Annotated in this window: 13 protein-coding genes and 1 riboswitch; of the genes, 6 read left to right on the top strand and 7 right to left on the bottom strand. The window is 57.5% G+C overall.

Translation table 11 applies throughout. From position 1 onward, the window contains the following. The first annotated feature begins 123 nt into the window (after nt 1-123). Both tig and G6L01_RS08075 read left to right on the top strand, forming a co-directional pair. A complete protein-coding gene (gene tig, locus G6L01_RS08080) occupies nt 124-1,605 on the top strand; it encodes a trigger factor (protein WP_070150637.1) in 1,482 nt (493 codons plus the stop codon). 171 nt (nt 1,606-1,776) lie between these two features. After that, nucleotides 1,777-2,529, top strand: coding sequence for an MBL fold metallo-hydrolase (locus G6L01_RS08075; RefSeq protein WP_070164860.1), 753 nt, complete (start codon nt 1,777-1,779; stop codon nt 2,527-2,529). Between the two features lie 57 nt (nt 2,530-2,586). On the opposite strand, the gene sthA is transcribed toward G6L01_RS08075, so the two are convergent. After that, nucleotides 2,587-4,011, bottom strand: coding sequence for a Si-specific NAD(P)(+) transhydrogenase (sthA, locus tag G6L01_RS08070; protein WP_070164859.1), 1,425 nt, complete (start codon nt 4,009-4,011; stop codon nt 2,587-2,589). Nucleotides 4,012-4,388: 377 nt separating this feature from the next. On the opposite strand from sthA, the gene G6L01_RS08065 reads away from it, so the two are divergent. Both G6L01_RS08065 and speB read left to right on the top strand, forming a co-directional pair. Next, entirely contained in the window at nt 4,389-5,570 is a 1,182-nt protein-coding gene (locus tag G6L01_RS08065; RefSeq protein WP_070165142.1) for an aminotransferase, read from the top strand. Nucleotides 5,571-5,595: 25 nt separating this feature from the next. Then, nucleotides 5,596-6,651 carry an agmatinase gene (gene speB / locus G6L01_RS08060; RefSeq protein ID WP_070164858.1) on the top strand — a complete coding sequence of 352 codons (1,056 nt, stop codon included), beginning with the start codon at nt 5,596-5,598 and terminating at the stop codon, nt 6,649-6,651. 48 nt (nt 6,652-6,699) lie between these two features. On the opposite strand, the gene G6L01_RS08055 is transcribed toward speB, so the two are convergent. The 4 genes from G6L01_RS08055 to gcvT form a co-directional block, all read right to left on the bottom strand. Next, nucleotides 6,700-6,987 (bottom strand): hypothetical protein, encoded by a 288-nt coding sequence (locus G6L01_RS08055; RefSeq protein WP_070164857.1) that lies wholly within the window; start codon nt 6,985-6,987, stop codon nt 6,700-6,702. Nucleotides 6,988-7,248: 261 nt separating this feature from the next. Beyond that, on the bottom strand, nt 7,249-10,113 hold the full coding sequence (gcvP, locus tag G6L01_RS08050; protein WP_070164856.1) for an aminomethyl-transferring glycine dehydrogenase: 2,865 nt from the start codon (nt 10,111-10,113) through the stop codon (nt 7,249-7,251). Beyond that, nucleotides 10,110-10,472 (bottom strand): glycine cleavage system protein GcvH, encoded by a 363-nt coding sequence (gene gcvH, locus G6L01_RS08045; protein WP_070164855.1) that lies wholly within the window; start codon nt 10,470-10,472, stop codon nt 10,110-10,112. The genes gcvP and gcvH overlap by 4 nt, the downstream gene beginning before the upstream one ends. A 16-nt stretch (nt 10,473-10,488) precedes the next feature. Continuing rightward, nucleotides 10,489-11,628 carry a glycine cleavage system aminomethyltransferase GcvT gene (gcvT, locus tag G6L01_RS08040; RefSeq protein ID WP_070164854.1) on the bottom strand — a complete coding sequence of 380 codons (1,140 nt, stop codon included), beginning with the start codon at nt 11,626-11,628 and terminating at the stop codon, nt 10,489-10,491. Nucleotides 11,629-11,779: 151 nt separating this feature from the next. Continuing rightward, a riboswitch (glycine riboswitch) is annotated at nt 11,780-11,866 on the bottom strand. 170 nt (nt 11,867-12,036) lie between these two features. On the opposite strand from gcvT, the gene G6L01_RS08035 reads away from it, so the two are divergent. Next, nucleotides 12,037-12,645, top strand: coding sequence for a copper chaperone PCu(A)C (locus tag G6L01_RS08035; protein ID WP_234891823.1), 609 nt, complete (start codon nt 12,037-12,039; stop codon nt 12,643-12,645). Between the two features lie 99 nt (nt 12,646-12,744). Here G6L01_RS08035 and G6L01_RS08030 read toward each other — a convergent pair whose 3' ends face one another. Both G6L01_RS08030 and G6L01_RS08025 read right to left on the bottom strand, forming a co-directional pair. Then, nucleotides 12,745-12,957, bottom strand: a complete 213-nt coding sequence (locus G6L01_RS08030; protein ID WP_070164852.1) for a hypothetical protein — start codon at nt 12,955-12,957, stop codon at nt 12,745-12,747. A gap of 210 nt (nt 12,958-13,167) precedes the next feature. Next, entirely contained in the window at nt 13,168-13,464 is a 297-nt protein-coding gene (locus G6L01_RS08025) for a hypothetical protein (RefSeq protein ID WP_070164851.1), read from the bottom strand. Between the two features lie 217 nt (nt 13,465-13,681). Here G6L01_RS08025 and crcB point away from each other — a divergent pair, with 217 nt between their 5' ends. Continuing rightward, the gene (gene crcB, locus G6L01_RS08020; protein WP_071206415.1) at nt 13,682-14,059 is read left to right on the top strand and encodes a fluoride efflux transporter CrcB; all 378 of its coding nucleotides are present in this window, start codon (nt 13,682-13,684) and stop codon (nt 14,057-14,059) included. The last annotated feature ends 151 nt before the right edge of the window (nt 14,060-14,210 follow it).

Raw genomic sequence — 14,210 nt, 5'->3', positions numbered from 1 at the left:
CGGCACTGTGGAGAACCACCGGCTGCCTCGCAGCCCAGACGATAAGAACCGGCTGTCCGGGCACGGGCGCCAACGAAACACATGGCTGTCCGAGCATGGCTGCCACGACACGAAGGTTAGAACATGCAGGTTATCGAAACGCTCGCTGAAGGGCTGAAGCGCGAACTCAAGGTCATCATTCCGGCCGCTGACATGGAAGCGCAGATGAATGAGCGCCTTGCCGACGTCAAGGACAAGGTTCGCATCAACGGTTTCCGTCCGGGCAAGGTACCGGCAGGTCACCTGAAGAAGATGTATGGCAAGTCGGTCATGGCCGAACTGGTCAACGAAATCGTTCGCGACCGTCCCTCCGCTATCCTGTCTGAACGTGGCGAAAAGTCCGCGACCCAGCCGGAAGTGGCGATGACCGAGGACGAGGCAGAAGCCGACAAGATCCTCAATGCGCAGGCCGATTTCGAATTCACGCTTGCCTATGAAGTCATTCCCGCTATCGAATTGAAGCCGGTTGATGGCATCAAGATCGTTCGTGAAGTCGTTGAAGTGTCGGAAGACGAAGTCAACGAGCAGATCATGAAGATCGCCGAAAGCGCGCGGACCTTCGCCACCAAGGACGGTGCTGCTGCTGATGGCGACCGCGTCACCATGGATTACCTGGGCAAAGTCGATGGCGTTCCTTTCGACGGCGGCAAGGACGAAGATGCAGAGCTGGTCATCGGCTCCAACCGCTTCATTCCCGGCTTTGAAGAGCAGCTCGTTGGCCTGAAGGCTGGCGACGAAAAGGTCATCAACGTGACCTTCCCGACCGAATATCCGGCTGCAAACCTGGCTGGCAAGGACGCCACCTTCGACATCACCGTCAAGGAAGTTGCGGCTCCAGCCGAAACCGAGATCAATGACGAGCTGGCCACCAAGCTCGGCCTGGAATCGGTCGACAAGCTGAAGGAAATCGTCCGCGGCCAGATCGAAAGCCAGTACGGCAATGTGACGCGCCAGAAGATCAAGCGTCAGATCCTTGATCAGCTGGACGAGATGTACAAGTTCGAGGCGCCTTCGCGTCTGGTCGATGCCGAGTTCGACAATATCTGGCGCCAGATCAACACCGATCTGCAGCAGTCCGGCAAGACCTTCGAAGATGAAGAGACCACGGAAGACGCCGCTCGCGAAGAATACCGCGCCCTGGCTGAACGTCGCGTTCGTCTCGGCCTGGTTCTTTCCGAAATCGGTGAAAAGGCCGCTATCGATGTGACCGAGGAAGAAATGCAGCGCGCGCTTTACGCCCAGTTGCAGCAGTTCCCGGGCCAGGAAAAGCAGATCATCGACTTCTTCCGCAACACGCCCGGCGCTTCTGCTTCGCTGCGTGCTCCGATCTTTGAAGAAAAGGTCATGGATAAGCTGATCTCCGAGGTCAATGTTACGGACAAGACCGTGACCAAGGAAGAACTGCTGGCCGAAGACGAAGACGGCGACGACACCAAGCCTGCTAAGAAGTCCGCCAAGAAGAAGGCTGCCAAGGCTGAAGACGCTTCCGCTGAAGGCGAAGAAGCCGCTCCGAAGAAAAAGGCTGCTGCGAAGAAGAAGGCTGCTGACGAAGGCGACGCTGAATAAGCGATCCTTCTGCGACTTCGGTAATGATAAAACCGCCCTTCGGGGCGGTTTTTTTATGGTGATGACGGTCTTTCTGAAAGGCGGGGTGACGCCCGGCAGGGCCGGTGGTTCCAGAGAATCAATTGTCTTTGATAGAAGGCTGTTGAAGCATCGGAGCGGTTGGAGAGCGGCATGCAGATAGAATTGATCCGCAGTGCCACGCTGCGGTTAAAGATGGCCGGGCAAACGCTGCTGATTGACCCTTGGCTTGCACCAAAGGGGCAGGGCCGAAGCTATCGTGGGGCCTTGACCTCGCCACTGGTCGATCTGCCAATTCCGGTCGAGCAGGTGCTTCATGGCATTGACGCGGTGCTGGTTTCGCACCTTCACTCCGATCATTTCGACGATGTTGCTATACGGTTATTGCCACCTGACATCGCGTTGTTCTGCCACCCACGTGATGTGGCGGCGATCCGTGCCCTGGGCTTTTCGCGGGTGATGGGGCTTGAAAGTGCCACACAGCTTGGCGACGTTCGTCTGGAAACGACAGATGGCCAGCATGGGCCGCCTGAGGTGCTGGCGGATATGGGAGACGTCAGCGGCTTCCTGCTGCGGGCCGCCGGGGAGCCGGTGCTTTACTGGGCTGGCGATACCATTCTGTGCGATGCAGTGCGCCAGGTGCTTGTCGATCACCGACCGGATGTGATCGTCGTTCACGCCTGCGGTGCGGAATGGAACGGCTGTGGACCGCTGGTAATGGATGCCGCCATGGTGATGGAGGTCTTGCAACTGGCGCCGCAGGCCACGGTCATCGCAACCCATCTGGACGCCGTCGACCACGCCACAGTCAGCCGCGCCGATCTCGCCGCCGCCGCACAGAGGCAAGCGCCAGAGGCGAGAGCAAGGCTTTATATCCCGACCGATGGCGCCAGCCTGGTTTTCTAGAATAGTCTAGCAAAAGCGCGCAGAGTTTTATCTTTGGCGAATGCCAGCTTTTCGAGCCTATTGCGCCGCATTTTTCACGGTTTTTTCGACCTTCAGTTCTCCCATCCGGTTCCAGGCGTCTAGTCCGGCGATCTTGTAGGCTTCGGCCAGCGTCGGGTAATTGAAGGTGTTCTCGACGAAATATTCCACTGTTCCCTTCAGGTTCAGCACGGCCTGGCCAATATGAACCAGTTCGGTTGCGCCTTCGCCAACGATATGGACGCCAAGCAGGCGGCGGGTTTTCAGCGAGAAGATCATTTTCAACATGCCGCTATCGAGGCCCATGATATGGCCACGCGAGGTCTCGCGGAAATGGGCGATGCCGCATTCGTAGGGAATGGCGCGTTGCTTGACCTCTTCCTCGGTCAGTCCACAGGTGGAAATCTCCGGCACGGCATAAATGCCGTAGGGGAAATATTGCGGTGGCTCACCCGAGGGCGCGCCAACCGCATGGCGGGCGGCGATGCGGCCCTGTTCCATCGATGTGGAGGCCAGGCTTGGAAAGCCGACCACGTCACCCGCGGCATAGATATTGGGAACATCGGTCTGGAACGTCTCCGGATTGACCTTCAACCGGCCACGGTTATCAGCCTCCAGCCCGCAGGCTGCAAGGTTCAGCGTATCGGTGGCGCCGACGCGGCCTGCGGCAAACAGCACCATTTCAGAATTCAGCACTCGGCCATTCTTCAGCGTCACCCGACATTTGCCATCTTCCTTTTCGACCTTTTCCGCCGATTGTCCGAAGATCAGCTTCATATTGCGGTCACGGAGCTGGTAGGAAAAGTCCTCGACGATTTCCTTGTCGATGAAATCCAGCATGCTGTCGCGCGGTTCAACCACTGTCACCTGGGTATCCAGAGCGCTGAAGATCGTCGCATATTCGATGCCGATAACGCCCGCGCCGATCACCACCATGGAACGCGGCACGTCCTTGATATGAACGATATCATCGCTGTCGAGAATGCTGACGCCATCGAAGGCGATATGGGCAGGCCGGTGGGGGCGGGTGCCGACTGCCAGCAGGATTGCATTGGCGCTGACCCGCTGCACTTCGCCGTCTTCCTTGGTGACCTCAAGCGTATGAGCATCAAGGAAGATGGCATGCCCGCGCAACTGATGCACTCGGTTGCGGGAAAACTGGTGTTCCAGCACATCGACTTCATGGTCGAGGGTAATCAGCAACCGGCGGCGAAGGTCATCGGCGCTGATTTCCTGCTTGACGCGGTAGGAGCGGCCATAAAACCCGCGCTCGCGCCAGCCGGTCAGGTTGAGAGCCGTTTCACGCAGCGTTTTGGAAGGGATGGTGCCGGTATGGACGGAGACCCCGCCGACATGACCGCCGCGCTCAATGACCAGGACCTTCTTGGAAAGCTTGGCGGCCTGAATGGCAGCCCGGCGTCCTGCGGGACCGCTGCCGATTACCACGAGATCATACTGGTACATATCCGTTCTTCCTGTTTGCTACCGGCCTGCCTTGACCGTTGCCTGGCTTGTCTCGCAACGCAATTGCGTATGCCAATGACGACAATGATAGCAGAGCATTCTAACTGTTTGGTTATCCCGCATTGCGCTGCACACAAAAAATCCCCTTAAAAAAGTGGGTCTTTTAGGGGCTCCTACTGGACGAGAGGAATCCGCGAAAGGATCGGACTGTTCATAAAACGAATCCGGAAATGGTGTTATCAGACTGATATATATAGCAGATGGCGATTTCCGGGGTCTCTGTGGAAGAACATCCAGGTCCGGTGGCTCAGTGATTGCGCCAACCGGTCGGGACAGCCTATATATTTCATGTTCCTCCCGCCAATATGGATCTTCCCATGTCTCTTGCCTCCTTCAATCCGCGCGTCGCCCGGCTCGCGACGCCGCCTATTCCCTCGGTTTTCGGTTGGGGACGCGCTTATGATGGAGCGGCTGGACCGTTGATCGATCTGTCGCAGGCAGCGCCCGGCCATCCACCGCATGCCGATCTGCTGGCCTGGCTCGCACAGGCGGCGGGGTCTGCCGAGGCCTGCGGCTATGGGGCAATCGAGGGGGAGTTGGTGCTCAGGCAGGCCTACTGCACGCATCTGTCCGAGCTTTATGGTGCAGGTTTTACGCCGGAGCAGATTCACATTACCGCCGGTGCAAACCAGGCTTTCATCTGTGCTGCCATGGCGCTGGCGGGAGCAGGTGAGCGGATCGCGCTGACCGATCCCTTCTATTTCAACCATGATACGACGCTCGCCATGCTGGGCATTGAAACGGTGGCTTTGCCCTGCGACAGCGATAACGGTTTCCTGCCGGATCTCGACCGGGCCGAACAGGTGGTGAAAAGCGGCATCAAGGCGCTGGCGCTGGTAACGCCCAACAATCCGACCGGTGCAGTCTATCCGAAGGACCTGCTTGCCGATCTCTACCGGCTCTGCCGCGCCCATGGTGTCTGGCTGATTGTCGATGAAACCTACCGCGATTTTCTCGAGCCTGATTTCGGCAGGCCGCATGATCTGTTTTCGCAGCCTGATTGGCCGGAGGGTCTGATCCAGATTTACAGTTTTTCGAAATCCTTCGCCATCCCCGGTCACCGCCTGGCGGCAATTTGCGCTGATAGAACCGTGGTGGAGCAAATCGCCAAGATCATGGATAATTTGCAGATCTGCGCACCGCGCGCTGCCCAGATCGCGCTTGCCAAGGCTTTGCCGGTTCTGGATGGTTGGCGGGCGGACAACGCCGCCGAGATCGCCCGGCGTACCGTGGCGCTGCGTCACGCCTTCGAGTTTTTGCCGCAATGGCATTTGGCATCGATCGGCGCTTATTTTGCCTTTGCCCGCCATCCGTTCGGACAGGCCGCATCCATCGATGTCGCCGAACAACTGGCGCGGCGAGCAGGCATTCTGGCGGTTCCCGGCGGATTTTTCGGGTCGCGGCAGGAGGGCTATCTGCGGCTTGCCTTCGCCAATGTCGATTGCCCGACCATAGCGACATTGCCGGACCGGTTGAGGACATTTACGTTGGCTGGTTGAAAACTGTCTGGAAAAGGTGACGATTATGGCCTTCGACAATGAAAAGCTCGACGCGTTGCGACGTAAATATGGCGGCGAAACCGGCGGGGAAGTGTTTGATCCCCGCTTCAAGCGGGTGGCGGAAAAAATCTTTGACAGCAAGGGGACGAGGCTTGCTCCTTATTCGGGCATTCCGACATTTCTATCGGCACCCTATCGACAGGTCGAAGCGGAGAATCCGGATTTCGGCGGTCTGGACGTGGGGATCATCGGTGTGCCGATGGACCTTGGCGTCACCAACCGCCCTGGTTCCCGCTTCGGGCCACGGGCCCTGCGCACCATTGAGCGGATCGGGCCATATAACCATGTGCTGGATTGCGCGCCTGTGCATGAGTTGAAGGTGGCGGATGTCGGTGACGTGCCGTTTGCCAGCCGCTATCGGCTGGAACAGAGCCATGTCGATATTGAAAACCGTATTGGCCAGATGGTGGCGCAAGGAGTGGTGCCGCTCAGTGTCGGTGGCGATCACTCAATCACCCATCCGATCCTGAAGGCCGTTGGAAAAGACCGACCTGTCGGGCTTATTCATATCGATGCTCATTGCGATACCAGTGGCCTGTTCGATCAGACCAAGTTTCACCATGGCGGTCCGTTTCGCAATGCGGTGCTGGATGGCGTGTTGGACCCAACGCGCACGGTGCAGATCGGCATTCGCGGACCGGCGGAATATCTCTGGGAATTCAGCTATGAAAGCGGCATGACGGTTATTCATGCCGAGGAGATTTCAGTGCTTGGCATTCCAGCGGTGATCGCCAAGGCTTTGCAGGTGGTCGGTGATGGTCCGACCTATCTGTCTTTTGATATCGACAGTCTCGATCCGGCTTTTGCGCCGGGAACCGGCACGCCCGAGGTTGGCGGCTTGACCACGCGCGAGGTGCTGGAATTGCTGCGCGGTCTGAAAGGCGTCAACCTTGTCGGCGGCGATGTGGTGGAAGTCGCACCGCAATATGACAGCAACACCAATACGGCGCATGCGGGCGCACAGGTGCTGTTCGAAATCCTCAGCCTGATGGTTTTCAGTCCGTCCATCGGCGAGAAATAGACACGTCGAGACGAGGCGAGGGTGACCTGTTCACCCCCGCCATTTTGATTATGGCCGCTGCGGCTTGCAGGGGGACTTTGAACCCATGGCGCAGGTTGTCATCGGGTCCACCGATTTGCCGCGATGCTGTTTTGCCGCTTTTTGAGGAGGCATCTTGTTTTGATGCATGCGCTCGTGGGTGGCGGCTTTCTTCTGTGTCGGTTTGCCAGGCTTCGATTGGCAATCGCTCATGCCGCCCTTGACGCAACGATCGCTGTTCGGTGCCTGAGCAAAGCTCTGGTGGGCCGAGAGGATCAGGGCAGAGGTAAGGGCAAGGCTGGTGAGAAAACGGGTCAATGGATCTTCCTATTCTGTCGCTTACACGTAGAGACGCCTGCAGGCGGATGGTCGATGATACGAAGCGCTTAATATAGCATAATTGTTAGGTATAACAGCTTCTTTTTGAACTGCGGACAGAAGGGCCGAATTCCACTTCGGGGGAAATTGGCACAAAAACAATCAAAAATTGCAGTCTTTGGTCGTAAAATCCGACCGCATAAAGAATAGGTCCTGCCGCCCGACGAAAGTGGACGGCAGGGTCGCACGCTATGTCATGCCTTATTCCGCGGCTTCTGCATACTCGCTCATCGGCGGGCAGGTGCACACCAGATTGCGGTCGCCGTAGACATTGTCCACGCGGTTGACGGAAGACCAGTATTTGTCCACGCGGAACGCACCCGGTGGGTAGCAGGCCTGATCGCGGCTGTAAGGACGATCCCATTCACCAACCAGATCTTCCACCGTGTGCGGTGCGTTTTTCAGCGGGTTGTTGGTCTTGTCCATCCGGCCGTCTTCAATGGCGCGGGCTTCTTCGCGGATTGCCAGCATGGCTGTGCAGAAGCGGTCCAGCTCGGCTTTGGTTTCCGATTCTGTTGGCTCAATCATCAGCGTGCCAGCCACGGGCCAGCTCATGGTGGGGGCGTGGAAGCCGCAATCGATCAGGCGTTTGGCAACGTCATCCACCGTCACACCAGCGCTGTCGGCCAGCGGGCGGGTGTCGATGATGCACTCGTGCGCCACCCGGCCAGAGGCGGAGGTGTAGAGCACATCATAGGCCCCGGTGAGGCGGGCGGCGATGTAGTTGGCGTTGAGGATCGCAACCTTTGTGGCTTGTGTGAGGCCTTCGCCACCCATCATCAGGCAGTAGGACCAGCTGATGGGAAGGATGGACGGCGAGCCATAAGGGGCAGCCGAAACCGCGCCGGGGCGACCATCGGTTTCCACATGTCCGGGAAGGTAAGGGGTGAGATGGGCTTTGACGCCAATCGGCCCCATGCCCGGACCACCGCCGCCGTGCGGAATGCAGAAGGTTTTGTGCAGGTTGAGGTGGGAAACGTCCGAGCCAATATCACCGGGGCGGGAAATGCCGACCATGGCGTTCATATTGGCACCGTCGAGATAGACCTGCCCGCCATGGGCATGGGTGATCTCGCAGATTTCCCGCACGGTTTCTTCAAACACGCCGTGGGTGGAGGGGTAGGTGATCATGCAGCAAGACAGGTTTGCGGAGTGCTGCTCTGCTTTAGCGCGAAAATCATTGAGATCCACATCGCCATTGTCCAGCGCCTTGACTGGAACCACCAGCATGCCCGCCATCTGGGCAGATGCCGGGTTGGTGCCATGGGCCGAGGTTGGAATGAGGCAGACGGTGCGGTGCGTATCGCCCTTGGCGAGGTGATAGTTGCGGATGGTCAAAAGACCCGCATATTCGCCTTGCGCGCCGGAGTTTGGCTGCATCGAAATGGCATCATAGCCGGTCACGGCGCAGAGCTTTTCCGAGAGATCGTCGATCATTTCCTTATAGCCCAAGGCCTGATCGGTTGGGGCAAAGGGGTGGATGTCGGAAAATTCCGGCCAGGTGATTGGCAGCATTTCGGCTGTGGCGTTCAGCTTCATGGTGCAGGAGCCAAGCGGAATCATCGCCCGGTCCAGCGCCAGATCGCGATCCGACAGGCGGCGGATGTAGCGAGTCATTTCGCTTTCCGCGCGGTTCATGTGGAAGATCGGGTGCGTCAGGTACTGGCTGGTGCGCAGCAGGCTGGTGGGCAGGCGATAATCCGGGGTGAAATCTCCCACCGCAAAATTGCCGCCAAAGGCGCGCCAAACGGCTTCCAGCGTGGCAGGGCGGGTGCGCTCGTCCAGCGAGATGCCGATTTTTGTTGTGCCGACCTTGCGCAGGTTAACGCCTTCAGCCACAGCCGCCCGCAGAATGAGGCCCTGCATATGGCCCACTTCCAGCGTGATGGTGTCGAAGAAGGTCTCTGGCTCAATGGTAAAGCCGAGCTTTTCCAAGCCCTTGGCCAGCAGAACGGTTTTCTGATGCACCTGCTGGGCAATGGCCTTCAAGCCTTGCGGACCGTGGAACACCGCATACATCGAGGCCATGACCGCCAGCAGCACTTGGGCTGTGCAGATGTTGGAGGTGGCCTTTTCGCGGCGGATATGCTGCTCGCGCGTCTGGAGCGACAGGCGATAGGCACGGTTGCCGCGCGAATCCACAGATACGCCGACAAGGCGGCCCGGCATGGAACGCTTGATGGCGTCCCTGACGGCCATATAGGCGGCGTGCGGGCCACCATAGCCGACAGGAACACCAAAGCGCTGGCTGGAGCCAATGGCAATATCGGCACCCATTTCACCGGGGGATTTCAGCAACAGCAGCGCCAGCGGGTCAGCCGCCACGGCTGCAATGGCTTGCGCATTGTGCAGGGCGTTGATCAGCGGGGTAAAATCGCTGACATGGCCATGCGTGCCGGGATATTGAAACAGCGCACCAAACACTTCGCCGGGGTTGAGATCGGTGAAGGGATTGCCGACCACGACCCCCCAGCCCAAAGGCTCGGCGCGGGTTTGGATGACGGCAATGGTCTGCGGATGGCAATTGGCATCGACAAAGAAGGCCTTGGCCTTGGATTTTGCAACGCGCTCCGCCATGGCCATGGCTTCCGCAGCAGCGGTTGCCTCATCCAGCAAGGATGCGTTGGCAACGTCCAGCCCGGTCAGATCGCAGATCATGGTTTGGAAGTTGAGCAGCGCTTCCAAGCGACCTTGGGAGATTTCCGGCTGGTAGGGCGTATAGGCGGTGTACCACGCCGGGTTTTCCAGAATATTGCGCTGGATGACCGGCGGCGTGATGGTGCCGTAATAGCCCTGACCGATCAGCGAGGTCAAAGCCTTGTTTTTGTTTGCGGTTTCGCGCAGCTTGTCCAGCGCTTCGCGCTCGCTCATGGCCTTGCCCCACACCAGCGGTGCGGATTGGCGAATGGAGGCGGGAACGGTTGCTGCAATCAGCCCGTCAAGGCTGTCATAGCCCACGACCTTCAGCATCTCGTCCATTTCAGCCGGAGAGGGGCCGATGTGGCGACGATTGGCAAAATCGTAGGGCTGGTAATCGGTAAACTGGAATTCTGTGGGCGTGGTCATGCGATCAGCTCGTTGTAAGCGGCTTCGTTCAGGAGGGTTTCGGCGTCAGTAGGGTTGGCAAGCTTCAGCTTGAAGAACCAGCCAGCGCCACGCGGATCGGAATTAACCAGCGATGGATCATCGACAATCGCCTGATTGATCTCAGTCACTTCGCCATCCAGCGGACAATAGACGTCGGACGCTGCCTTGACGCTTTCAACCGTTGCGGCCTGACCGTCTTTTGCAAAGGTGCTACCGACTTCTGGCAGCTCTACAAACACCAGATCGCCAAGCTGTTCGGCAGCGTGGGCGGTAATGCCAACCGTGGCGACATCGCCTTCAATTTGCAGCCATTCATGTTCAGAGGTGAATTTCAACATGGGTCTCTCCGGAGATTTAGCGTTTGTAGGTGGGTGTAATGAAGGGCAGGGTGGCGACGGCAACAGGCAGATATTTACCGCGCACTTCTGCAAAAAGCTGGGTGCCAACACTGGCGTGGTCGGCAAGGACGTAGCCCATGGCAACGGGGCCTTCGACAGTCGGTCCAAAGCCGCCAGACGTGACTTCGCCAACCTCAACCTTGCCCTCGGCGTCCGTAAACAGCTTGCAATGGCCGCGCACGGGGGCTTTGCCTTCCGGCTTCAGGCCAACGCGGCGGCGGGCAGGGCCGTTTGACAGCTCGGCCAGTATGCGCTCAGCACCCGGAAAACCGCCTTCGCGATCACCGCCAGCGCGGCGGGCTTTTTGAATGCCCCATTCAATCGCGCCTTCCACCGGGCTGGTGGTGGTATCAATGTCGTTGCCATAGAGGCAAAGGCCAGCTTCCAGCCGCAGGGAATCACGGGCACCAAGGCCAATCGGCTGACAATCCGGATGATCCAGCAGCACTTTCGCCAGCGCTTCGGCCTTATCTGCTGGCACGGAGATTTCGAAACCATCCTCGCCGGAATAGCCGGAGCGGGAGACAATGCAGAGCGTATCCAGAAGCGGAATTTCGCGCACATCCATGAATTTCATGCCGGAGACACCAGCCCAAAGCTCACCAAGAACAGCTTCAGCACGCGGGCCTTGCAGCGCCAGAAGGGCGCGATCATCAAGAACCTCAATGGTGCAGGCATCCGCAAGATGCGCCCGCATATGGGCAATATCGGCATCCTTACAGGCCGCATTGACCACCACAAACAGATGATCGCCGCGATTGGTGATCATCAGATCATCGAGAATGCCGCCTTCAGCATTGGTGAAGAAACCATAGCGCTGGCGACCTTCTTTGAGGGCCAGAATATCCACCGGAACCAGTGTTTCCAGCGCAAGCGCCGCATCTTCCACCTTGCCGGATTTTGGCTTCAGCAGAACTTGCCCCATGTGGGACACATCAAACAGGCCAGCGTTGGCGCGGGTGTGCAAATGCTCTTTCAACACGCCTGCGGGATATTGCACCGGCATGTCATAGCCAGCAAAACCCACCATGCGGGCACCAAGCGACAGGTGAAGATCATAAAGGGGGGTGCGTTTGAGGGCGAGATGGTCGTCCAAGAGGCGTCTCCACTGTCATGCGCAGCGCGCATAGGCTCAAATTCAGGCACGGCTGTGCCGGTTCATGAGCCCCCTCTGTCCGTTTGCCTGAGATTGTTATCCCTTCGGCGCGGCCTGATTTTGCAATCAAACCTCTCTCCAGAGTGCAGTTTACGCCTTGTGGTCCGTTTGCCTGAGAGTTTCCGGGGCGGTTGCTCCTTCGGCACCGGACTGAACCGGATTCTCCCTACAAGGTGATGGCGCAATTATCCGGAGTGGGGGGCGCTTGGCAAGTGCCACCGGTCGTTCTAAGCCAAATTTTTGTCGCAGCGTTGCGCGGTTTGATCCAAGGCAAATGCACGTGCAAAGACAGTGATAAAGCAATATAATTATACAGCCTGCGGAAAGGGAGCAGGGCGCAGACGCCTCTTGCTTTCCCTCGCCAATTCGCTCAGGTTCCAGAAAAATTGCTTATCGGCGCAACGGAGATTACCGCCGGGAGGCTTGGGAGAGAGGAAGACAATAATGACCAAAACATTTTTAGCCTCAGCCATTGTCATCATGCTTGCCGCCGGCGGCGTCGCGGCACAAGAGATGGATCATGCCGCCATGACGGCACAGGGTGAGACGGCTGCGCCCGCACAGGCGATTACCGCGACACTGGGATCTCTTAAGATCAGCGATGGCTATTTGAAAGCAATGATCCCGGGACAGCCGATTGGCGGCGGTTTTGTGACGATCACCAATAACGGCCCCGTAGAAGATAAGCTGATCGCAATCTCGTCACCGCGTGCCACGCGGGCGGAATTGCATGAAATGGTCATGCAAGGCACGATCATGAAAATGCGAAAAATACCAGATGGTTTTGTCATTGCCCCAGGAGCCACATTGAAAATGGAACCGGGCGGTTACCATCTGATGTTCATGGGTGTGCAGATGCCCTTTAAGGCGAACCAGACTGTACCGGTAACGCTAACCTTCGAGAAGGCTGGCAAGCTCGAACTGGCGATGCCGGTGATGACGATACGCGGCAGGTAAAACGCCGCGCCAAAGGACGCGGCGCCAATTCATTTCGATAATGGTTTGATTTCGTTCACCATTCGAGACCTGTCGGCTTGTTTTTTTGGAACACTCACATCAACCGGTTCCGGCATCGACATTTGGCCCATCTTGTTGCCCCGGCAGAGTTCCGCTGCCGGGTGTTTTCTCCCGGTCGATCAAATGTTCCTTGGAATGCGGTCCGGCTGGAAGATTATCAGCCGCTTGTCCGGTGTTGCCAGACTTCGTTCCGGCAGGAATTGGTTTTTCCGTGTGTTCGACAGCGTTACGGGCTTTAGCGTCGTTATGCATCGCGAACCTCCTTTATGCAGCATCATCCCTTGGACCAGATCGGTTGAGGGCATCATGCGCCAGGTCTATACGCTGCATTCTGTAACTCATGCGCACTTGCGCCCAACAGCATGCAGCGTCGATGACAAACGCGGAATGTCTGATGTTGTTCCGGTAGGGGTGTATCGGGCACTTGGAACGCGAAGCTCGGTCTTAAGCTTTCAGGCTTGGTTACGCTTTGAGACCGGCGTCCTCGGATTCCTGGTAGGCCTGTTTGGTTTCTTCCAGGCTGGCGCGGGGATGTTTGTTTTCACCCGCCTTCATGAAGTGCAGGCCGATGGCCGAGCTATCCCGCAGGGTTTCGATGGCCGTGCGGTTAATGCTTTGCGTCTTGGCAAGTTCTTTCTTGACGCTGATCTGCCGGCTGATCTGTTCGACATAGGTTGAGCGGCCTGGTTTTTGCACCGGCTTCAACGTATCGGAAATGTAGCCAGCCGTGGTGGCCGAAACCGAAAGGACTTGAACCATGGCACTCACATGATCTGTTTAGCTGTTGCCATTTCATCACTACAAATTCTATCGTGCCTTAAATAAATGAATCGCATTTTAAAGAACGACCGGATTCAAGCGATTTATGTTGAGAAAAACATGCCGGGAAAGCTGTAAACTGCGTTGATTTTTTCTTTGCCCGTTCCGCCGGGTGACGCACAAAGGGATGCAGGAAAGAAGCGAGGCCCGGAAAACGATGAAAGACATGATATATGTCGCCCTTGGCGGCGCGGTTGGGTCGGTGTTGCGATATTGGATCGGCATCGTCACAATCAGGCTATTCGGTCCGTTTCTTCCCTGCGGTACGTTTTCGGTCAATCTCATCGGGTCTTTCTGCATCGGTTTGTTTGCCGAAATGATTGCCCGCAAGTTTGATGCGTCAGCCGATCTGCGCATGCTGCTGATCACCGGTTTGCTCGGCGGCTTCACCACGTTTTCGGCCTTCATGCTGGATACGGTCAGTCTGGCGGAACGCGGCGACCTTCTTTGGCCAGTCTCTTATGTGGCTGCCAGTATCGGCTTAGGCATTGGCGCTGTGTTTGCGGGACTTGCCGTTGGTCGCTGGCTTTTCTGATGGCTTTTCGGATTCCGGGGTTTTTTCGCAATCGCGGTTTCACACGGGCGCAGAAATGGGGTAAAGCCAGCCCATAGAGTTTGTCAGGGAAACGTGGAAACCGGTTTTCCCGAAAAGACAAACGAAAACAAAAAAAGCTAGAATCTGTCTG

Source organism: Agrobacterium vitis, from assembly GCF_013337045.2.
GTDB classification, from domain to species: Bacteria; Pseudomonadota; Alphaproteobacteria; order Rhizobiales; family Rhizobiaceae; genus Allorhizobium; species Allorhizobium vitis_B.
This window is presented reverse-complemented; position numbering and strand designations above follow the sequence as displayed.

Excerpts from the sequence above, each read along its gene's own strand:
- tig (WP_070150637.1), top strand. The coding sequence starts at position 124 with ATGCAGGTTATCGAAACGCTCGCTGAAGGGCTGAAGCGCGAACTCAAG.
- G6L01_RS08075 (WP_070164860.1), top strand. The coding sequence starts at position 1,777 with ATGCAGATAGAATTGATCCGCAGTGCCACGCTGCGGTTAAAGATGGCC.
- sthA (WP_070164859.1), bottom strand. The coding sequence starts at position 4,011 with ATGTACCAGTATGATCTCGTGGTAATCGGCAGCGGTCCCGCAGGACGC.
- G6L01_RS08065 (WP_070165142.1), top strand. The coding sequence starts at position 4,389 with ATGTCTCTTGCCTCCTTCAATCCGCGCGTCGCCCGGCTCGCGACGCCG.
- speB (WP_070164858.1), top strand. The coding sequence starts at position 5,596 with ATGGCCTTCGACAATGAAAAGCTCGACGCGTTGCGACGTAAATATGGC.
- gcvP (WP_070164856.1), bottom strand. The coding sequence starts at position 10,113 with ATGACCACGCCCACAGAATTCCAGTTTACCGATTACCAGCCCTACGAT.
- gcvH (WP_070164855.1), bottom strand. The coding sequence starts at position 10,472 with ATGTTGAAATTCACCTCTGAACATGAATGGCTGCAAATTGAAGGCGAT.
- G6L01_RS08030 (WP_070164852.1), bottom strand. The coding sequence starts at position 12,957 with ATGCATAACGACGCTAAAGCCCGTAACGCTGTCGAACACACGGAAAAA.
- G6L01_RS08025 (WP_070164851.1), bottom strand. The coding sequence starts at position 13,464 with ATGGTTCAAGTCCTTTCGGTTTCGGCCACCACGGCTGGCTACATTTCC.
- crcB (WP_071206415.1), top strand. The coding sequence starts at position 13,682 with ATGAAAGACATGATATATGTCGCCCTTGGCGGCGCGGTTGGGTCGGTG.